The sequence below is a fragment of the Pseudomonas sp. LAP_36 genome (genome assembly GCF_019456785.1).
In the GTDB taxonomy this organism is placed as follows: Bacteria; Pseudomonadota; Gammaproteobacteria; order Pseudomonadales; family Pseudomonadaceae; genus Aquipseudomonas; species Aquipseudomonas tritici.
Genome location: NZ_JAHZMS010000002.1, coordinates 768,702 through 789,974 on the forward strand (window position 1 = coordinate 768,702; position 21,273 = coordinate 789,974).

Here is a 21,273-nt window from a genome sequence, read left to right on the forward strand (position 1 = left end):
CGCTGACCCTTGAAACCCCTGCCGAGCACCCGTTTGCGCCGTTCGTGCGCATCCTGGGCAAAGGCAAGCGCGGCGCGCGCAACCTCACCCGCGAGGAAGCCCGCGAAGCCATGGGCATGCTGCTCGACGAAAAAGTCGAAGACACCCAGCTCGGCGCCTTCTTGATGCTGTTGCGCCACAAGGAAGAAAGCCCGGAAGAACTCGCCGGCTTCACCGAAGCCGTGCGCGAACGCCTCAACGCCCCGGCGCTGAACGTGGATGTCGACTGGCCCACCTACGCCGGCAAGAAGCGTCACCTGCCGTGGTACCTGCTTGCCGCCAAGTGCCTGGCACAAAATGGCGTGCGCATCCTGATGCACGGCGGCGGCGCGCATACGGCGGGGCGGCTGTACACCGAGCAATTAGTGGAAGCGTTGGAGATTCCGCTGTGCCGTAACTGGCAGCAGGTGGAGACCGCCTATGAGCGAGGCAACCTGGCATTTATCCCACTGGGCGATTGGGCGCCGCAGTTGCAGCGCATGATCGACCTGCGCAACACCCTGGGCCTGCGCTCACCGATCCATTCCCTGGCGCGCCTGCTCAACCCGCTGAATGCGCGGCTTGGCCTGCAAAGCATTTTCCACCCCGGCTACCAGGGCGTGCACCGCGATGCCAGCGGCTTGCTCGGCGACAATGTGATTGTCGTGAAGGGCGATGGCGGCGAAATCGAGATCAACCCCGACTCGGCCAGCCATTTGTACGGCACCACCGGTGGCGAAAGCTGGGACGAGGAATGGCCCGCCCTCTCCGCCCAACGCCACGTCAAACCTGCCACGTTGGAACCCGAACACCTGAAGGCCGTGTGGCGCGGGGATGTCGAAGACAGCTACCCACAACTGGCCCTGATCGCCACCATGGCCCTGGCCTTGCGCGGCTTGGGTCACTCACGTGAACAGGCGTTCGTGGTGGCCCAGCAATACTGGGACGCGCGGGATAAATCGATTTAATCGATCATTCACCTGCAGTCTTTGCGCTTTTAAATCGAACTCAGCCCTTTAGACTGGCCTCCAACGCTTAATAGCAGAGGAGCCAGTCATGGGTTTGCTGATTGAAGGACGCTGGAAAGACCAGTGGTACGAAAGTAGCGCAGACGGCGCATTCCAACGGGAACAGGCGCAACGCCGCAACTGGGTGACCGCCGACGGTTCGCCAGGCCCGAGCGGCGAAGGCGGCTTCAAGGCCGAGGCCGGTCGCTACCACCTCTACGTGTCCCTCGCCTGCCCGTGGGCCCATCGCACCCTGATCCTGCGCAAGCTCAAGGGCCTCGAACGCTTGATCGACGTGTCCGTGGTCAGTTGGTTGATGCTGGAAAACGGCTGGACGTTCGACAAGGCCCACGGCTCGACCGGCGACGCGCTCGACGATTTCGCCTTCATGCACCAACGCTACACGGCCGACACCGCCGACTACACCGGGCGCGTCACCGTGCCGGTGCTGTGGGACAAAAAGCTGAAGCGCATCGTGAACAATGAATCGGCGGAAATCATCCGCATGTTCAACAGCGCGTTCAACGGGATGACCGGCAACACCCTGGATTTTTACCCCGAAGCGCTGCGCCCTGCCATTGACGCGCTGAACGAGCGCATTTATCCCGCCGTGAACAACGGCGTGTACCGCGCAGGCTTTGCCACTTCGCAGCGGGCGTATGAAAGTGCGTTTGATGATGTGTTTGCCGAACTGGATCACCTGGAACAGCATCTAGGCAATCATCGCTACCTGGCCGGTGAGCACCTGACCGAAGCCGATGTGCGCCTGTTCACCACGCTGATTCGCTTTGATGCGGTCTATTACAGCCACTTCAAATGCAATTTGCGCAGGATTGCGGATTATTCGAATCTGTCGAATTGGCTGAGGGAGATGTATCAGTGGCCAGGTGTGGCTGAGACGGTGGATTTTGAGCATATCAAGGGGCATTACTACGCCAGCCACCGGACGATCAATCCGACAGGGGTTGTGCCGAAGGGGCCGTTGCAGGTGTTTGATGCACAGCATGATCGGCTGCGTTTGAGCGGCAAAGGTGTCCGGAACTGATCCGAATTATGAGCTGGCTTTGAAGCACCATCGCGGGCAAGCCCGCTCCCACATTGGAATGCAATCCCCTGTGGGAGCGGGCTTGCCCGCGATGCTTTTAAGGCTTAAACCTGTGCCTGGGCGCCTTCAAACCACTTCAGCTTCTCACGCAACATCACCACTTCACCGACGATCACCAGTGTCGGCGCATGCACTTCATGCTCCGCCACCATGCGCGGCAAGTCGGCCAGCGTGCCAGTAAACACACGCTGGTTGGACGTGGTGCCCTGCTGGATCAAGGCTGCGGGGGTATCCGCTGCCCGCCCATGCTTGATCAGCTGTTCGCAGATGATCGGCAAACCAATCAAGCCCATGTAGAACACCAGGGTTTGCGATGGCCCGACCAGATCCTGCCAAGGCAGGTCAGACGTCCCGTTCTTCAAATGCCCGGTGATAAATCGCACTGACTGCGCATAGTCGCGGTGGGTCAGCGGAATACCCGCATACGCTGCGCAACCGCTGGCCGCCGTGATCCCCGGCACCACTTGGAACGGGATGCCGTGGGCTGCCAGTTCCTCAATCTCTTCACCACCTCGCCCAAAGATGAATGGATCGCCACCTTTGAGGCGCAGCACGCGTTTGCCTTGCTTGGCCAGGTCAACCAGTTGCTGGTTGATCTGATCTTGCGGCACAGCATGGTCGGCGCGACGCTTGCCGACGTACACGCGCTCGGCATCACGGCGGCACAGCTCGAGAATTGCCGGCGCTACCAAGCGGTCGTACAGCACCACATCGGCTTGCTGCATCAGGCGCAGGGCGCGGAAGGTCAGCAGGTCAGGATCACCCGGTCCTGCGCCCACCAGGTAAACCTCACCCGGCGCATAAGGCGGCGCTCCGTTGACCTTTTCGATCAGTAAACGCTCGGCTTCAGCCCCCTGCCCGGCCAGCTGGCGATCGGCAATCGGGCCTTGAAACACCTCTTCCCAGAACGCGCGACGTTGCTGCACATCCGGGTACAAGCCTTTGACCTGGGCACGAAAACGCGCCGCCAACCCGGCCAACTGACCGTAGGTGGAAGGAATCCAGGTTTCCAGCTTGGCGCGGATCAGGCGCGCTAGCACCGGCGCATCGCCGCCGCTGGACACCGCGATCACCAAAGGCGAACGGTCGACAATCGCCGGAAAGATCACGCTGCACAAGGCCGGCGCATCCACCACATTGACCGGCACGCAACGACGCTTGGCATCGCTGGACACTTGCGCGTTCAGCGGCTCGTCGTCCGTTGCCGCGATGATCAGGGTGCAACCGTCGAGGTCGGCCTCCTGATAACCGCGCAACATCAGTTCCCCGCCACTGCCCTGCACCAGCTCACGCAACTGGTCTTCGATCTGGGGAGCAACCACCCGCAACACCGCACCGGCGTCGGCCAGCAGCCGGGATTTGCGCAAGGCAATCTCCCCACCACCGACGACCAACACACGACTGCCGCGCAGGTTATGAAACAGCGGCAGAAATTCCATTTAGCGGATGACCTCGACGCCAGCCATGTAAGGCTTGAGCACTTCAGGCACGCGGATCGAACCGTCAGCCTGTTGGTAGTTTTCCAGCACCGCCACCAGCGTACGGCCTACGGCCAGGCCCGAACCGTTGAGGGTGTGGACCAGCTCCGGCTTGCCGGTTTCCGGGTTACGGAAACGCGCTTGCATACGACGCGCCTGGAAATCACCGCAGTTGGAGCACGACGAAATCTCGCGGTATTTATCCTGGCTCGGCACCCACACTTCGAGGTCGTAGGTCTTCACGGCGCTGAAACCCATGTCGCCCGTGCACAGCGCCAGCACGCGATACGGCAGCTCCAGCAGTTGCAGGACGCGTTCGGCGTTGGCGGTCAGGCCTTCCAGGGCTTCCATGGACGTCGACGGCTCGACGACCTGCACCATCTCGACCTTGTCGAACTGGTGCTGGCGGATCATGCCGCGAGTGTCACGACCCGATGCACCGGCTTCGCTGCGGAAGCACGGGCTGTGAGCCACGAACTTCAACGGCAGTTGCTTGGCGTCGAGGATCTCGCCCGCCACGATGTTGGTCAGCGACACTTCGGCGGTCGGGATCAGGTACAGATCGGCGTCACCGTCGCGGCTGATCTTGAACAGCTCTTCCTCGAACTTCGGCAGCTGGCTGGTGCCCATCAGCGCCGGCGCCTGCACCAGGTAAGGGGTGTAGGCTTCTTCGTAACCATGCTCGGCGGTGTGCAGGTTGATCATGAACTGCGCCAGGGCACGGTGCATGCGCGCGATCGGGCCGCGCAGCAAGGCAAAGCGTGCGCCGGACATCTTGGCGGCAGTTTCAAAATCCAGGCCGCCGGTCAACTCGCCCAGGGCAACGTGGTCCTTGATCTCGAAATCAAAGGCTTTTGGCGTGCCCCAACGGCGCACTTCGACGTTGCCGTCTTCGTCTTCGCCAATCGGCACAGACTCATGCGGCACGTTAGGGATGCCCAGCAGGATCGAATCCAGCTCGGTCTGAATCTTGTCCAGCTCGACTTTGCCGTCGGACAGCTCGGTGCCCATGCGCTCGACATCCGCCATCAGCGGCGCGATGTCTTCGCCGCGCTGCTTGGCCTGACCGATGGATTTGGAACGCGCATTACGCTCAGCCTGCAGTGCTTCGGTGCGGGTCTGGACGGTCTTGCGCTGTTCTTCCAGCGCTTCGATGCGCGCGACATCCAAGGCAAAGCCACGGGATGCCAGGCGGTCCGCTACGTCCTGAAGGTTGCTACGTAACAGTTTGGAATCGAGCATGTCGGTCTCTCGTTTATCAAAGTTTGGTCAAGGACAGGCCAGCCCAGGTGGCGAGCAGCCCGCCGAACACGCTGATGCCCAGGTACCCGAAGGCGACCAGGGCCTGCCCGCTTTCCAGCAGGCGCAGCGTATCCAGTGAAAAGGATGAAAAGGTCGTCAGACCGCCTACAAAGCCGACAATCAAGCCAGCCCGAATTTCAATCGGTACTTCCGGGCGCAGCAGGAACCAGCCGTACAACAGCCCGATGATCAAACAGCCCACCAGGTTGACCGCCAGGGTCGCCGCATAAAAATGCTTCGGCCAGTTGGCGCTGACCCAGGTGCTAGTGGCGAAACGCAATAATGTACCAGCGATGCCGGCTGCGGACACGGCAAGAATCGTCTTGAGCACTACTTTCTCCGCTGTTTTGGGCTGAGTCGATCGAGTTGGGCGAGGTGATTGAGCTTTTCACCGATCTTCAGCTCCAGGCCACGGGGCACCGGCTGGTAGAACGGTTGTGGCTCAAGGTCGTCGGGGAAGTAATCTTCACCGGCAGCATAGGCGTCCGGTTCATCGTGGGCATAACGGTATTCATCGCCGTAACCCAGTTGTTTCATCAGCTTGGTCGGCGCGTTGCGCAGGTGCAGCGGCACTTCCAGGGAACCGTGTTCGGCCGCGGCGCGCAGCGCGGACTTGAAGCCCATGTACACCGCGTTGCTTTTAGGTGCGCAGGCCAAATAGGTAATGGCCTGGGCCACTGCCAATTCGCCTTCCGGGCTGCCCAGGCGCTCCTGAACTTCCCACGCCGCCAGGCACAGGCTCAGCGCACGCGGGTCGGCGTTGCCGATGTCTTCGCTGGCCATGCGCACCACGCGGCGGGCAAGGTAAAGCGGGTCGCAGCCGCCGTCGATCATGCGCGCGAACCAGTACAGCGCGCCGTCCGGGTTGGAACCGCGTACGGATTTGTGCAGCGCCGATATCTGGTCGTAGAAGGCTTCGCCGCCCTTGTCGAAGCGCCGACGCGTATCGCCGAGCAGGCTTTGCAGGAGGTCGACGCCAATTTCATTGCCGTCTTCGGCGAGGTCCGAGGCGTTTTCCAGCAGGTTGAGAAAGCGGCGCCCGTCACCGTCGGCGGCGCTCATCAGTATCTTGAAGCCTTCATCGCTGAGACTCAGCTGGCGCTTGCCCAGGCCCTTGTCTTCGCTTAACGCACGCTGCAACAGCTTTCGCATCGCCGCCTCGTCCAGGCTTTTCAGCACATAGACGCGCGCCCGCGAAAGCAAGGCGTTGTTCAATTCAAAAGAAGGGTTCTCGGTGGTGGCACCGATAAAGATCAGCGTGCCGTCTTCCACATAGGGCAGGAACGCATCCTGCTGCGATTTGTTGAAGCGATGCACTTCATCGACAAACAGGATGGTGCGCTTGCCGTATTGCCCGGCCTGCTGCTTGGCGACTTCCACCGCCTGGCGGATCTCCTTAACCCCGGCGAGCACCGCCGAGACCGTTTCGAAGTGTGCATCCGAGACCTTCGCCAGCAGCCGCGCCAGGGTGGTTTTACCCACGCCCGGCGGCCCCCAGAAGATCATCGAATGCAGTGCGCCCTGCTCCAAGGCTTCGCGCAGGGGCTTGCCGCGCGCGAGCAGGTGTTCCTGACCGACGTACTCATCCAGATTGGTCGAGCGCAAGCGCGCGGCCAGGGGCTGGGCAATCGGGTCACTTCGAAACAGGTCCATGGGCAGCGTTTGAAACCTCTGGGGGATTTATTCCTGGATCACATCGGCACCCTTGGGGATGTCGAACTTGAACTTGGACGCCGGCACCGGCTGGTTGGCCTTGACCCCGGAGAACAGGATATCGGTGCGTTGGCCGACGCTGTCGACCAGGCGCATGTTATTGATCACGCCGTTGCCAAACGACAGGGACAGTGTGTCAAACAGGGTGTCCTTGGATTTCGGCTTGAGGGTGAACTCAATGACGTTGCTGGTTTGCTTGGACGTGATGTCGAAGCTGTCGTTGATTTTCGACACATCGCCCGACAGCAACAGCGCCGGGGTCTGGTTCAGGCGCGGGTCGAGCTTCTTGATGGTCGCCTGTTCCAGGTCCGGGTCCCACAGGGTGACCTTCTGGCCATCGGACACGATGGTCTGCTCAGCCTTGCCTTCCGTATGCCAGTAGAACAGGCCCGGGCGCTGCACGGCCATTTCGCCTGCAGTTTCCTGCAACTGGGTGCCGCCGGCATCCAGGGTCAGCTGGGAAAAGCGCGCAGTCAGCGTTTGGGATTTGTCCAACAGGTTCTTCAGGCTGGCGACGGAAGCCGGGTCAGCGTGAGCCGAAACAGCGGTCAGGGCCAGTGCCGGCAACAACAGCATGCGGATAAGACGCATGGGAGTCCTCATTGAGTAGTCAGGGCGCGCCGCGTGCTGCCACGCGGCACGGGGTCAGTCGCGCATCTGCCCGGGGGCAATGACTTCGCGCGAGCCGTTGGTGTTCATTGCGGTGACGACGCCGGCATTTTCCATGGATTCGATCATGCGGGCGGCGCGGTTGTAGCCAATCTTGAGTTTGCGTTGCACGGCAGAAATCGACGCGCGACGGCTTTCCAGCACGAAGGCCACGGCTTCGTCGTACAGCGCGTCGGTCTCGGCATCATCGTCGCCACTGCTGCCGCCGTCGAAGCCACTGCCGGCTTCTTCAACGCCTGCGAGGATGTCGTCGTTGTATTCCGGCGCGCCGCGCAGTTTCCAGGCTTCCACCACGCGGTGTACTTCATCGTCGGAAACAAACGCGCCGTGCACCCGGATCGGCAGGCTGGTGCCTGGCGGCATGTAGAGCATGTCACCGTGGCCCAGCAGTTGCTCGGCGCCGCCCTGGTCGATGATGGTCCGCGAGTCGATCTTGCTCGACACCTGGAACGCCATGCGCGTCGGGATGTTGGCCTTGATCAGGCCGGTGATCACGTCCACCGACGGACGCTGGGTCGCGAGGATCAAGTGGATACCGGCCGCCCGAGCTTTCTGGGCGATACGTGCGATGAGTTCTTCGACCTTCTTGCCGACGATCATCATCATGTCGGCAAATTCGTCGACCACCACCACGATGGTCGGCAGCTTGGTCAGCAGCGGCGCTTCGTCGTGGATGCTTTCGCGCTTGTACAGCGGGTCGGCCAGCGGTGTGCCGGCGTCCTGGGCTTCCTTGACCTTGGCGTTGAAGCCCGACAGGTTACGTACGCCCATCTTCGCCATCAACTTGTAGCGGCGCTCCATCTCGGCAACGCTCCAACGCAACGCGTTGGCGGCGTCCTTCATGTCAGTGACCACAGGGCACAGCAGGTGCGGGATGCCCTCGTAGATCGACAATTCCAACATCTTCGGGTCGATCATGATCAGCTTGGCGTCATCCGGGCCGGACTTGAACAGGATCGACAGGATCATCGCGTTCACGCCCACCGACTTACCGGAACCGGTGGTACCCGCAACCAGCAGATGAGGCATTTTCGCCAGGTCAGTGATTACCGGCTTGCCGCCGATGTCGTGACCCAGGGCCAGGGTGACCGGCGATTTGAAGTTATCGTATTCCGGCGTCGACAGGACTTCGGAGAAGCGCACGATCTGGCGGTCTTCGTTGGGGATTTCGATACCCACGGTGGTTTTGCCGGGGATCACTTCCACCACGCGCACGCTGGTCACGGCCAGGGAACGGGCCAAGTCTTTCGCCAGGTTGGAAATACGGCTGACCTTGACGCCCGCAGCCGGCTGGATCTCGTAACGGGTAATCACCGGGCCGGGGTGGATCGAGTCCACCGTCACTTCGACGCCGAATTCCTTGAGCTTGATTTCCAGCAGGTGGCCGACGGCCGCCAGCGACTCTGGGGAATAATTGAGTTGTTTCTTTTCGGCCGGGTCGAGAATCGAGATCGGCGGCAAGGTACCTTCGACGGCGCTGTCGACGAACAACGGCGCCTGTTTCTCTTTTTGCACGCGAGCGCTGGGCTCGGGGGCCTTGGGCGGTGCCGGGGCAATCACTGGCGGCACCTGCTTCTCGCGGTCCGACATGTGCTTGCTCAGGGCTTGCTCGCGTTCGATCAGGCGTTCCTTGACCTTGGCCTGTTCGCGTCGGTCCGGCGTGCTCGGGGCCACCACCTCGTTGACGCGGGTGTCCACCTCACGCAGTTGGGCCACCATGCGTTTGCGGTCCACACGGGCCGACCACCAGCGATTGGCCGCGCCCTGGAACAACTCCAGCAGGTCGAGGGTGATCTTGCCTGTCACGTCCATCACCTTGAACCACGACAGGTCGGTGAACACGGTGAGGCCGAACAGGAACAGCGCAATAAACATCAGGGTGCTGCCCTGGATATTCAGGCTCTTGCGCGCCAGGTCGCCGAGGCTTTCGCCCAGCGCACCGCCCGCACCCGCCGGCAGGCCGGTCGGTGCATGAAAATGGATATGGGCCAGGGCCGCGCCGGACAGCACCAGGAACACCAGGCCGATCAGGCGCCACGAAAACAGCCAACCGCTCCACTGCCATGGCTCGTGACGCTGGCGGAAGATCTGCCAGGTCTTGATCGCCAGCAGCAACGGGAAGATATACGCGAAGTAACCCAGCACCATAAACAGGATATCGGCGCTGTAGGAACCGGCAGGGCCGCCGAAGTTCTGCACGTCTTCGATCTTGCTGTTATGGCTCCAGCCCGGATCGTCCTTGCCATACGTGAGCAAGGCCATCATCAGGAACAGGCACAGCGCGCCGATAGCGATCAGCGCACCTTCCTTGAGGCGATAATGCAGGTGCTGGCGCCAGGCCGGCACGACTGCTGCTTTAGGTGTTGCGGCGGATTTCTTCAAAACGGGTCTTTTCCTGCGCCTTTAGCGCGTCCATCTGTTGAATGACTGCAAATACTGCCCAATCCGAGCAGCTGAAAAATGAACGAGTGTCGTTGAATCTACTTTTTACCATTGGGCGATTGCTGGATGAAATGAGGAAAGCGCCACAATGCCCGCATTGTACGGGTTTGTGACTGCGATGCCACGCCCTGGCCCTTCACCCGGCAGCCTAGCCAATCGCGTCTCACAACATGTTCAATTTGAGCATGCATTGTCTTTGCTGACAAAGGCTTATGAGCTGTTTTTATCAATCCAGGCCAGCTTGGCAAATGGCCTGCATCGAACCGACCCGATTACGACCGCGTCCCCGACACAGAGTTGCAGAAACACCTGCTCACGCTAATACGCCTGAAAGGCCGATTCGGGCTGGCCCGATGGCGCCAGGTCGACAATAATCAGCACTGCGCAAGCAGGTGTCACACCTGTCACTCCCCTCCCCTTCCGTAAGCCTGGATGCCATGCTGACCTGGTTACAACGCGATTCACTGACCTTCCCTCCGCTGGCCAAGGCCATGCGCGAGCCCAATGGCCTGCTCGCGGCCGGTGGCGACCTCTCGGCCGAACGGCTGGTGCAAGCCTACCGTCATGGCTGCTTCCCTTGGTTCTCGGAGGGCCAGCCGATCCTCTGGTGGTCGCCTGACCCACGCACCGTCATATTCCCCGATGAACTGCATGTGTCTCGCAGCCTGGGCAAACTGTTGCGCCAGCAGCGCTACAGTGTCACCTTCGACCAGGACTTTGCTGCGGTCATCCAGGCCTGCGCCGCACCGCGCGCCTATGCCGATGGCACCTGGATCACTGAAAGCATACAGAGCGCCTACCTGGAACTGCACCAGCGCGGCTACGCCCATTCGGTAGAGGTCTGGGACGACGGGGAACTGGTGGGCGGCCTGTATGGCCTGGCAATGGGCCAATTGTTTTTCGGCGAATCGATGTTCAGCCGCGCCGACAACGCTTCGAAATTCGGCTTCGCCACGTTGACCCGCCAATTGCAGGCCTGGGGTTTCGTGCTGATCGACTGCCAGATGCCCAACGACCACCTGCACAGCCTGGGTGCCCGCGCCCTATCCCGCAGCGAATTCGCAGGTTTCCTGCGTGACCATCTGGACCAGCCCAACGCCGGACCGTGGGTTTCTTAAGCGACTTGTGCACTCCTGGCTTACACTTATTTCAAAGCTTATCCGAGGGTTGATCATGACCGAGTTGGCGCGTTTGAAGTTTTATGCCACTCAACCCCACTCTTGCAGCTACCTGCCCGACGAGCAGGCCACCACACTGTTCCTCGACCCCAGCCAGCCGATGGACGTGCATGTGTATGCCGATCTCTCGGAAATGGGCTTTCGGCGCAGTGGCGATCATTTGTACCGGCCGCATTGCCAGAACTGTAATGCCTGCGTGCCGGCACGCATCCCTGTGGCGCAGTTTCTGCCGGACCGTAACCAGAAACGCATCCTCAAGCGCAACGCCGACCTGACGGTGATGCCTGCCAAGCCGCGCTTTACCGAAGAATACTTCGACCTGTACCAGCGTTATATCGAGCAACGCCACGCCGACGGCGATATGTTCCCGCCCAGTCGCGACCAGTTTTCCACGTTCCTGGTGCGCGACCTGCCCTTCTCACGCTTCTACGAGTTTCGTGCGGACGGCCGCCTGGTGGCCGTCGCCGTGACCGATTTGCTGCCAAACGGGCTTTCAGCGGTCTATACCTTTTATGAGCCTGCGGAAGAACGCCGTAGCCTGGGACGCTTCGCGATCCTCTGGCAAATTGGCGAAGCGCTGCGCCAGGAACTGGAGGCGGTGTACCTCGGCTACTGGATCAAGAACTGCAAAAAGATGAATTACAAGACCCAATATCGACCGATTGAACTGCTGATTAATCAAAGATGGGTCACACTTAACTAGAACCCCTTGGCTTAAACACCCTTTTTCGGGCACAATGCACGCCGCTTTTGCCTGGCGCAGTTGCACCGGGCCATTCACTGGATACCGAGGGCTTTACTGCATGTCGAAAGAAGACAGCTTCGAAATGGAAGGCACTGTCGTCGACACCCTGCCCAACACCATGTTTCGTGTGGAGTTGGAAAATGGGCACGTCGTAACCGCGCATATCTCCGGCAAGATGCGCAAGAACTACATTCGTATTCTTACCGGCGACAAAGTGCGCGTCGAGCTGACGCCCTATGACTTGAGCAAAGGGCGCATCACTTACCGCGCTCGCTAAGCAAGTCAATACAAAACGCCCGGTTATGCCGGGCGTTTTTGTGTGTGTGCGATTTAACAGATACTGGTTAAGCCAGCTCCCACATTTGGTCTTTATTGACCTGAAGACTGCATTGCACAATCAGAGACAGCAAAAAGGCGCCTTTCGGCGCCTTTTGCTTTGTTGCAGTCAGCTATCAGGCCATTTCAGCCGTGGTTTCGAAGTCAAAGGTCAGCTCGCCGTCCTTCAGATCGATGTGCACCACGCCACCATGGTCGGAAAGCTCGCCAAACAGGATCTCTTCGGCCAGCGGCCGCTTGATCTTGTCCTGGATCAGACGCGCCATCGGGCGTGCGCCCATTGCCGCATCGTAGCCGCCTTCGGCGATCCAGCTGCGCGCCGCTTCCGAAACCTCCAGTTGCACGCGCTTGTCTTCCAACTGCGCCTGGAGCTCGGTGAGGAACTTGTCCACCACACTTTTGATGACCTCATGGCTGAGGCGACCAAACTGGATAATGGTATCCAGGCGGTTGCGGAACTCTGGCGTAAAGCTCTTCTTGATCACTTCCATGGCATCAGAAGAGTGATCTTGATGACTGAAGCCAATCGAAGCCCGCGCGGCCGTTTCGGCACCGGCGTTGGTGGTCATGATCACGATCACGTTGCGGAAGTCCGCTTTGCGCCCGTTGTTGTCGGTCAGGGTCCCGTGGTCCATCACCTGCAACAGCAGGTTGAAGACTTCCGGGTGGGCCTTCTCGATTTCATCGAGCAGCAACACGCAATGCGGCTGCTTGGTGATCGCCTCGGTCAACAGGCCGCCCTGGTCGAAACCGACATAGCCAGGAGGCGCACCGATCAGGCGCGACACGGTGTGCCGCTCCATGTATTCGGACATGTCGAAGCGCACCAGCTCGATCCCCATGGCCTTGGCCAACTGCCGCGCCGCTTCGGTCTTGCCGACGCCGGTCGGGCCTGCGAACAGGAACGAACCGACAGGCTTGTCCGGCGACTTGAGGCCCGCACGCGACAGCTTGATCGCAGTGGACAGCGCGTCGATGGCCGCGTCCTGGCCAAATACGGTGAGCTTGAGGTCGCGCTCCAGGTTACGCAGCAGTTCCTTATCAGAACTGTTGACGTGTTTAGGTGGAATCCGCGCAATCTTCGCCACGATATCCTCGACTTGAGGCACGTCAATGCGTTTTACGCGTTTCTCGACCGGCTGCAGGCGCTGGTAAGCACCCGCCTCGTCAATCACATCGATGGCCTTGTCCGGCATGTGCCGGTCATTGATGTAGCGCGACGCCAGCTCAGCCGCCGCACGTAAGGCTTCATCGGTGTACTCGATACCGTGGTGCGCTTCGAAGCGCCCCTTGAGCCCGCGCAGGATGCCGATGGTGTCTTCCACCGAAGGCTCGGACACATCGACTTTCTGGAAGCGACGCGCCAAGGCACGGTCTTTCTCGAAGATGCCGCGAAATTCCTGGAACGTGGTCGAGCCGATGCAACGGATATCACCCGAGGACAACAACGGCTTGAGCAGGTTGGAGGCGTCCATCACCCCACCGGAGGCCGCACCGGCACCAATGATCGTGTGGATCTCGTCGATGAACAGGATGGCCTGCGGGCGTTTTTTCAGCTCGCCGAGCAACGCCTTGAAGCGCTTCTCGAAATCGCCCCGGTACTTGGTCCCGGCGAGCAAAGCGCCGAGATCAAGGGAGTAGACGACGCTGTTGGCCAGCAGGTCCGGCACCTGGTTATCCACGATGCGCTTGGCCAGGCCTTCGGCGATCGCGGTTTTACCCACGCCCGCCTCACCCACCAGCAACGGGTTGTTCTTGCGACGACGCGCAAGGATCTGCGCGACGCGCTCAACTTCAAGCTCACGCCCCACCAGCGGATCGATCCGCCCCTGGCGCGCCAGTTCATTGAGGTTGCTGGCATAGGCATCCAGTGGATTGCCCGAAGAAGAAGACTCACCCCCCTCGTCGTCCTGCATCTCCTGCTCACCCTCGGAATGATCGCCGTGCCCAGGCACCTTGGAGATACCGTGGGCGATGTAGTTGACGACATCGATACGGGCAACGCTCTGCTGTTTCAGCAGGAACACTGCCTGGCTTTCCTGCTCGCTGAAAATGGCCACAAGCACATTGGCGCCCGTGACTTCACGCTTACCGGAGCTCTGCACGTGGAAAACAGCACGCTGAAGCACCCGCTGGAAGCCCAGGGTTGGCTGGGTTTCACGGTCTTCATCGTGGACGGGAATAAGTGGCGTCGTGGAGTCGATAAACTCCTGCAGGTCATGCTTGAGTTTGTCGAGGTTAGCGCCGCACGCACGCAGAACGGTGGCGGCAGCTTCGTTATCCAAAAGTGCCAGCAGCAGGTGCTCGACGGTCATGAATTCATGACGCTTCGAACGGGCCTCCTTGAAGGCAAGATTGAGGGTGACTTCGAGCTCGCGGTTTAACATAGCTTCACCTCATACCCAAGTGGTCGGCGTTAACCGTCCTTCTCGATTTCACAGAGTAGCGGATGCTGGCTTTCCCTGGCGTACTGGTTGACCTGCATGGCCTTTGTCTCGGCGATGTCGCGGGTAAACACTCCACATACTGCCCGTCCTTCTGTGTGAACGGCCAGCATTACCTTGGTCGCCAACTCGCGGTTCAGGTTAAAAAACACCTCGAGCACTTCGACGACGAAATCCATCGGTGTGTAGTCATCATTGAACAAAACCACCTTGTACATCGGCGGCGCCTGTAAAGCAGGCTTGGCCTCTTGAACAGCAATGCCTGCAGAACCGTCGTCATCATGTTCCTGATCCGGTCGATCCTGATTGAATGTTAGTCGAATCTGGCTGTTTGCATGCATGGAAAGAAAGGTTCGTCAGTGGTTCAAATACAGTGGTGGGGGCGACCTGTCAGAATTTCAACTCTGACCAACGGGTCGCCTTGACTATCGGCAAATCGGTGTTACAACCAATAGAACCCACAGTGGGTAAAAAAGGTCCGCGCAGTCAACCTTATTTATTCGGGTTAGGACGGATAAACTGGATGATACTCCAGTGATGGAGTCTGGTGCAGAGGGATATGGGTATGGCAACTGGTAAGGTCAAGTGGTTCAACAATGCCAAGGGGTTCGGCTTCATCATTGAAGAAGGCAAGGATGAAGACCTTTTTGCGCATTACTCAGCGATCGACATGGAAGGATACAAAACCCTGAAAGCGGGCCAGGGCGTCGATTTTGAGATTATTCAAGGCCCCAAAGGCAAGCACGCTGTGAAAATCAAAGCATCAATCTGCATCGGCACCGTTAAAACAGAACCAGCTCAAAAACCAAAAACGCAACTGGCCTGATCAGCCACTGAGCAAACTTCCATAAAAAAGCCAGCCACTCCGATTCACGAGGGTGGCTGGCTTTTTGTGTTTCTGTCTTACATATGCGAAATCAACGCATCGCCGAAGGCCGACGAAGACAGCAACTTGGCGCCCTCCATCAAGCGATGGAAGTCATAAGTCACGGTCTTGGCCGAAATCGCACCGTTGGTGCCCTTGATGATCAAATCCGCCGCCTCGGTCCAGCCCATGTGGCGCAACATCATCTCTGCCGACAGAATCAACGAACCTGGGTTGACCTGGTCCTTGCCTGCATATTTAGGCGCAGTACCATGGGTTGCCTCGAACATCGCCACAGTGTCGGACAAGTTGGCCCCCGGCGCGATACCGATACCGCCCACTTCCGCGGCCAGGGCATCAGACAGGTAGTCACCGTTCAGGTTGAGGGTGGCGATCACGTCATACTCAGCCGGACGAAGCAGGATTTGCTGGAGCATCGCGTCGGCAATCGCATCCTTGACCACTACATTCTTGCCGGTCTTCGGGCTCTTGAACTGCATCCACGGCCCACCATCGAGCAGCGTCGCGCCGAACTCTTCCGCCGCCACTTCGTAGGCCCACTCCTTGAAGGCCCCTTCGGTGAACTTCATGATGTTGCCTTTGTGCACGATAGTCAGCGAATCGCGGTCATTATCCACCACATATTGCAGGGCCTTGCGCGCCAGGCGCTTGGTGCCCTCCAGCGACACCGGCTTGATGCCAATCCCGCAATCCTGGTCGAAACGGATCTTGGTCACACCCATTTCTTCCTTCAGGAACTTGATCACCTTGATCGCTTCGGGCGAACCGGCCTTCCATTCGATCCCGGCGTAAATGTCTTCGGAGTTTTCACGGAAGATGGTCATGTCCACATCGCCTGGTTTCTTGACCGGGCTGGGCACGCCTTCGAACCAGCGCACCGGGCGCAGGCACACGTAAAGGTCGAGCTGCTGACGCAGGGCCACGTTCAGCGAACGGATGCCGCCACCCACCGGCGTGGTCAGCGGCCCCTTGATGGACACCACGTAATCCTTGACCGCATCCAGGGTTTCCTGGGGCAGCCAGGTATCCTGATCGTAGACCTGGGTCGCCTTCTCACCGGCGTAAACCTCCATCCACGAGATTTTGCGCTTGCCGCCGTAAGCCTTTTCAACAGCTGCGTCGACCACCTTGATCATCACCGGGCTGATGTCGACGCCGATACCGTCACCCTCGATGTAAGGGATGATCGGTTGGTCAGGAACATTGAGAGAATGGTCTGCATTGACGGTGATTTTGTCGCCGACTGCCGGAACCTGAATCTTCTTGTATCCCATGCTGAACTCCATCTATGGATTGAACATCTGGCTGCGTTCGAGCCTACTCCAGATAAATGGCGACTGAAACCTCGCGCCATGCTCATTTGCCCCGAAAACAGCATAAATTGTCGCCTACAAGCCTGAAAGCAAAGGGAAAAGCGCCAATCTTGAGCACATCGTGCGACTTTAGGCGTAACCCGACACCTGCGACCTTTAGACCAATGGACGACACACCTTTTGTATGAAGGCTCGGCGTAAGCATAGCGACCTATGTATAATGCCGCCGCTGACCAAAGAGTCACGACAGCCGACCGCTCTAGAACAGATGCCCCCGGCTCGCAAAGCAGGACTATTACAATAGTCCACCCGCTTGACGCTCGACTGATGCAACCCAACATCACCGCGAAGAAACCTCGACATTTCGCTCATGGATGACTTTGAACGAACGCGCTCCACCCGGCGCATCTCGAGTTTCTGCGCACGCTTTCAGCAAAGAAGAGAGTTAATCCGAATATGCCCACCCGCTCGAAGATCATCTATACCTTCACCGACGAAGCCCCGGCACTCGCCACCTATTCACTGCTGCCTATCGTAGAGGCCTTCACCGCTTCCGCTGATATTGCCGTGGAAACCCGCGACATCTCCCTCGCCGCGCGTATCCTCGCAAGCTTCCCCGAGCAACTGGGCGCAAAGGCTATCCCGGACCACCTCGCCGAACTGGGCGACCTGGCCGTTACGCCTGAAGCCAACATCATCAAGCTGCCTAACATCAGCGCCTCGACCCCGCAGCTGCAAGCCGCGATCAAGGAACTGCAGGCCCAGGGCTACGCCCTGCCGGACTACCCGGAAACCGTAACCACCGACGCGGAAAAAGAAACCCGTGCACGTTACGACAAGGTCAAGGGCAGCGCCGTGAACCCGGTACTGCGCGAAGGCAACTCCGACCGCCGCGCACCGCTGTCGGTCAAGAACTATGCACGCAAGCACCCGCACAAAATGGGCGCCTGGGCTGCCGACTCCAAGTCGCACATTGCGCACATGAACAGTGGCGACTTCTACGGCAGCGAAAAAGCCGTACAGATCGAAGGCGCTGATGCCGTCAAGATCGAGCTGATCGCTCAAGACGGCACTGCGACCGTCCTGAAGGAAAAAACCTCGGTACAGGCTGGCGAAATCATCGACACCGCCGTACTGAGCAAAAAAGCCCTGCGTTCGTTCATCGCCGCTGAAATCGAAGACGCCAAGAAACAAGGCGTGCTGCTGTCGGTTCACCTGAAAGCCACCATGATGAAGGTCTCCGACCCGATCATGTTCGGCCAGATCGTTGCCGAGTTCTATAAAGACGCCCTGGCCAAGCACGCGACCGTGCTGGAGCAGATCGGCTTCAACCTGAACAACGGCATCGGCGACCTGTACGCACGCATCAAGGCCCTGCCGGCTGACCAGCAAGCGCAGATCGAAGCTGACATCCAGACGGTCTACGCCGCTCGCCCTGCCCTGGCGATGGTCAACTCCGACAAAGGCATCACCAACCTGCACGTGCCGAGCGACGTCATCGTCGACGCCTCGATGCCTGCCATGATCCGTGACTCCGGCAAAATGTGGGGCACCGACGGCCAGCTGCACGACACCAAGGCTGTGATTCCGGATCGCTGCTACGCCACCATTTACCAAGCCGTCATCGAAGACTGCAAGGCCAATGGCGCGTTCGACCCAACCACCATGGGCAGCGTGCCAAACGTTGGCCTGATGGCCAAGAAAGCCGAAGAGTACGGCTCCCACGACAAGACGTTCCAGATCAAGGCTGACGGCGTAGTCCGCGTCACCGACAGCAAGGGCAGCCTGCTGATGGAACAGAAAGTCGAAGCCGGCGACATCTTCCGCATGTGCCAGACCAAAGACGCGCCGATCCAGGACTGGGTCAAACTGGCCGTCAACCGTGCCCGCGCCAGCAACACCCCGGCCATTTTCTGGCTGGACCCACAGCGTGCACACGATGGTGTCGTGGTCGAGAAAGTTCAGGCTTACCTGAAAGACCACAACACCGAAGGCCTGGACATCCGCATCATGTCGCCCGTCGACGCGATGAAGTTCACCCTGGAGCGCACCCGCAAGGGCCTGGACACCATCTCGGTGACGGGTAACGTGCTGCGTGACTACCTGACCGACCTGTTCCCGATCATGGAACTGGGCACCAGCGCCAAGATGCTGTCCATCGTGCCGCTGATGAACGGCGGTGGCCTGTTCGAAACCGGCGCTGGCGGTTCGGCTCCGAAACACGTGCAGCAACTGGTCGAAGAGAACTTCCTGCGTTGGGACTCCCTGGGCGAGTTCCTGGCCCTGGCCGCCTCCCTTGAGCATTTGGGTGTGACGTACAACAACCCGAAAGCCCTGGTACTGTCCAAGACCCTGGACCAGGCCACCGGCCAGTTCCTCGACAACAACAAGTCGCCATCGCGCAAAGTCGGCAACATCGACAACCGCGGCAGCCACTTCTACCTGGCGCTGTACTGGGCTCAAGCCCTGGCCGCTCAGACCGAAGACACTGCACTGCAAGCGCAGTTTGGCGAATTGGCAAAAACCCTGACCGCGAACGAAGCAACCATCGTTGCCGAACTCAACGCCGTACAGGGCAAGCCAGTGGACATCGGCGGCTACTACGCGCCGAGCCCAGAGCTGACCAGCAAGGCCATGCGTCCGAGCAACACGCTCAATGCGGCGATTGCTGCGCTGGTGTGATGCTTCACGGTGTCGCTGATGTGACGATTGCGGGCTGATCTTCACACAGCAGGAAAATCCGGAACCCGAAAGGGTCCCGGATTTTTTTTGCGTTTTTTTTGGAGAATGGGCGCAGGACTTGCTTTGGGTTTTGGTTCAAGCCATTCAGAAAACCATACATAGGGAAGTTTCCATGCAAAGAGCTCACTTCCAAGCGCTGGCCTGGGCTTCAGCGATCGCACTGCTGACCGCCTGCGCAACCCATTCGCCGCCCTATCCCCACGCACAGGAGCCGATTGGCGACGTGCAGACGATGTACGACGGCAAACTAAGCCCCGACGCAGCTGTCAGCACCTTCCGCAACATCGACCGCTTATTCCCGGTGCGCACCATTCCCGCCGGCGGCCACCCGTTTCCACTGCCGCGCAGCAGCCAACCACTGAGCCCGGTCACATTCGACTACGAAGGCAAACGCTACAGCCTCGATGACTATGTCACCCTGAACCGGGTAACAGGCCTGCTAGTGATCAAGGACGGTCAAGTCGTTACTGAACGCTACGAAAAAGGCAACACACCGGCTACCCGCTGGATGTCGATGTCAGTGGCCAAATCCATTACCTCGACCCTCGTCGGCGCTGCACTGCAGGATGGCTCGATCAAAAGCCTTGATGACAAAGTGACCCGCTACCTGCCCGCACTGGCTGGCAGCGGTTATGACCAGGCCACGGTACGTCAGGTCCTGGCGATGCGCTCCGGGGTCAAATGGAGCGAAAAGTATGCTGACCCCACATCAGACCGCCGCATGATGCTCAAGCTGCAAACCGAGCAAGTACCCGGCTCCGCGCTCAAATTCATGGCCAGCCTGCCCAGCGCCGCGCCTCCTGGGACCCGAACCAACTACAGCACCGGCGAAACCCAAGTCTTGGGACAACTGGTCAGCGCCGCAGTGGGCAAGCCGCTGGCGCAGTACCTGAGTGAGAAGATCTGGGCGCCGTACGGCATGCAAACCGACGCCAACTGGTGGCTCGATGGCCCTAACGGCAATGAAGTGGGCGGTAGCGGCATCAGCGCAACGCTGGAAGATTACGGGCGGTTCGGACAATTCGTACTCAGCGGCGGCAAGGCCGGCGACAAGCAAGTGTTGCCCAAGGACTGGATGAGCTTTGCCAGCGCCACCACCGGCACCGATCCCGCGTACGGTGATTTTGCCTCCATGTGGTGGCCCGCATGGACCGACGCCTCCAAGGCCGACAAAGCCTTCACGGCTGCAGGCATTTTCGGCCAGTTCATCTACATCAACCCTAGCAAAAAAGTGGTGATCGTCGTGTGGCAAGCGCAAACCAAAGCCACCGGCGGTGAAGTCATTGACGACATGGTCGCCTTCGACGCCATCACCAAGGCCGCGAAGTAAACAACAGGGGCGCTCGGCGGGCGCCCCTGTATGATGCGCGTTTGCCCCTCTGATTCATCGAGAACTCCCATGACCTGGCAACCCCACATCACCGTCGCTACCCTCGTCGAAGACAACGGCCGCTTCCTGATGGTCGAAGAACTCAAGGGCGGCCGCGCCGTACTCAACCAACCCGCCGGCCACCTCGACCCGCATGAAACCCTGATCGAGGCCGCCGTACGCGAAACCCTTGAAGAAACCGGCTGGGACGTCGAAGCCACCAGCCTCGTCGGCATCTACCTGTACACCGCCCCCAGCAATGGCGTGACCTACCAGCGAGTCTGCTTTACCGCCAAAGCCCTGAAACACCACCCGGACTATCAACTCGACGAAGGCATCATCCGCGCCCGCTGGCTGACCCGTGACGAGCTGATGGCCCTGCGCGACAGCTGGCGCAGCGAGCTGATCATCCGCTGTATCGACGATTATCTGGCCGGCCAGCGCCACAGTCTCGAATTGATCCGCCCTTCTCTTTAGCCTTGAAGGCTCGGGCCTGATAGAATCGCGTCCTTTTTCAAGACACCCG

The 21,273-nt window shown here is 59.7% G+C and carries 18 protein-coding genes; 9 read left to right on the top strand and 9 right to left on the bottom strand.

The features are described from left to right. The first annotated feature begins 2 nt into the window (after positions 1-2). Both JBO08_RS09205 and JBO08_RS09210 read left to right on the top strand, forming a co-directional pair. Entirely contained in the window at positions 3-986 is a 984-nt protein-coding gene (locus JBO08_RS09205; RefSeq protein ID WP_175406000.1) for a glycosyl transferase family protein, read from the top strand. 88 nt (positions 987-1,074) lie between these two features. Beyond that, on the top strand, positions 1,075-2,070 hold the full coding sequence (locus tag JBO08_RS09210) for a glutathione S-transferase family protein (protein ID WP_065911000.1): 996 nt from the start codon (positions 1,075-1,077) through the stop codon (positions 2,068-2,070). A 104-nt stretch (positions 2,071-2,174) separates the two neighbouring features. Here JBO08_RS09210 and cysG read toward each other — a convergent pair whose 3' ends face one another. Genes cysG through JBO08_RS09240 form a run of 6 tightly spaced genes read right to left on the bottom strand, consistent with a single transcriptional unit; the run spans position 2,175 to position 9,674 of the window. Beyond that, positions 2,175-3,569 carry a siroheme synthase CysG gene (gene cysG / locus JBO08_RS09215; protein WP_065881894.1) on the bottom strand — a complete coding sequence of 465 codons (1,395 nt, stop codon included), beginning with the start codon at positions 3,567-3,569 and terminating at the stop codon, positions 2,175-2,177. Beyond that, a complete protein-coding gene (gene serS, locus JBO08_RS09220) occupies positions 3,570-4,850 on the bottom strand; it encodes a serine--tRNA ligase (protein WP_065881892.1) in 1,281 nt (426 codons plus the stop codon). A gap of 16 nt (positions 4,851-4,866) precedes the next feature. Beyond that, entirely contained in the window at positions 4,867-5,241 is a 375-nt protein-coding gene (gene crcB / locus JBO08_RS09225; protein ID WP_065872076.1) for a fluoride efflux transporter CrcB, read from the bottom strand. After that, positions 5,241-6,563, bottom strand: coding sequence for a replication-associated recombination protein A (locus JBO08_RS09230; protein WP_049712683.1), 1,323 nt, complete (start codon positions 6,561-6,563; stop codon positions 5,241-5,243). The genes crcB and JBO08_RS09230 overlap by 1 nt, the downstream gene beginning before the upstream one ends. Before the next feature lie 27 nt (positions 6,564-6,590). Then, entirely contained in the window at positions 6,591-7,214 is a 624-nt protein-coding gene (gene lolA / locus JBO08_RS09235) for an outer membrane lipoprotein chaperone LolA (protein WP_016975527.1), read from the bottom strand. A 54-nt stretch (positions 7,215-7,268) separates the two neighbouring features. Further along, entirely contained in the window at positions 7,269-9,674 is a 2,406-nt protein-coding gene (locus JBO08_RS09240) for a DNA translocase FtsK (RefSeq protein ID WP_049712682.1), read from the bottom strand. Between the two features lie 497 nt (positions 9,675-10,171). On the opposite strand from JBO08_RS09240, the gene aat reads away from it, so the two are divergent. The 3 genes from aat to infA all read left to right on the top strand — a co-directional run bounded on the left by aat (position 10,172) and on the right by infA (position 11,934). Continuing rightward, positions 10,172-10,852, top strand: a complete 681-nt coding sequence (gene aat / locus JBO08_RS09245) for a leucyl/phenylalanyl-tRNA--protein transferase (RefSeq protein WP_065872074.1) — start codon at positions 10,172-10,174, stop codon at positions 10,850-10,852. A 55-nt stretch (positions 10,853-10,907) separates the two neighbouring features. Further along, positions 10,908-11,615, top strand: coding sequence for an arginyltransferase (locus tag JBO08_RS09250; protein ID WP_065881890.1), 708 nt, complete (start codon positions 10,908-10,910; stop codon positions 11,613-11,615). Between the two features lie 100 nt (positions 11,616-11,715). Further along, complete coding sequence (gene infA, locus JBO08_RS09255) at positions 11,716-11,934, top strand: translation initiation factor IF-1 (RefSeq protein ID WP_002553999.1); 219 nt, start codon at positions 11,716-11,718, stop codon at positions 11,932-11,934. 175 nt (positions 11,935-12,109) lie between these two features. Here the strand turns inward: infA and clpA are convergent, their stop codons facing one another. Then, entirely contained in the window at positions 12,110-14,380 is a 2,271-nt protein-coding gene (clpA, locus tag JBO08_RS09260) for an ATP-dependent Clp protease ATP-binding subunit ClpA (protein ID WP_049712679.1), read from the bottom strand. A gap of 29 nt (positions 14,381-14,409) precedes the next feature. Further along, positions 14,410-14,778, bottom strand: a complete 369-nt coding sequence (gene clpS, locus JBO08_RS09265) for an ATP-dependent Clp protease adapter ClpS (RefSeq protein WP_005789091.1) — start codon at positions 14,776-14,778, stop codon at positions 14,410-14,412. 218 nt (positions 14,779-14,996) lie between these two features. Between clpS and cspD the strand changes: the two genes are divergently transcribed. Continuing rightward, positions 14,997-15,263 (top strand): cold shock domain-containing protein CspD, encoded by a 267-nt coding sequence (cspD, locus tag JBO08_RS09270; protein WP_065872072.1) that lies wholly within the window; start codon positions 14,997-14,999, stop codon positions 15,261-15,263. A gap of 77 nt (positions 15,264-15,340) precedes the next feature. On the opposite strand, the gene icd is transcribed toward cspD, so the two are convergent. Then, positions 15,341-16,597: an NADP-dependent isocitrate dehydrogenase gene (gene icd, locus JBO08_RS09275; protein ID WP_065890769.1), complete on the bottom strand. Its 1,257-nt coding sequence runs from the start codon at positions 16,595-16,597 to the stop codon at positions 15,341-15,343. 495 nt (positions 16,598-17,092) lie between these two features. Between icd and JBO08_RS09280 the strand changes: the two genes are divergently transcribed. The 3 genes from JBO08_RS09280 to JBO08_RS09290 all read left to right on the top strand — a co-directional run bounded on the left by JBO08_RS09280 (position 17,093) and on the right by JBO08_RS09290 (position 21,224). Then, positions 17,093-19,318: an NADP-dependent isocitrate dehydrogenase gene (locus JBO08_RS09280; protein WP_065910998.1), complete on the top strand. Its 2,226-nt coding sequence runs from the start codon at positions 17,093-17,095 to the stop codon at positions 19,316-19,318. 172 nt (positions 19,319-19,490) lie between these two features. Next, the gene (locus JBO08_RS09285) at positions 19,491-20,708 is read left to right on the top strand and encodes a serine hydrolase (protein WP_065910997.1); all 1,218 of its coding nucleotides are present in this window, start codon (positions 19,491-19,493) and stop codon (positions 20,706-20,708) included. A 69-nt stretch (positions 20,709-20,777) separates the two neighbouring features. Further along, positions 20,778-21,224, top strand: a complete 447-nt coding sequence (locus tag JBO08_RS09290; protein ID WP_065890767.1) for an NUDIX hydrolase — start codon at positions 20,778-20,780, stop codon at positions 21,222-21,224. The last annotated feature ends 49 nt before the right edge of the window (positions 21,225-21,273 follow it).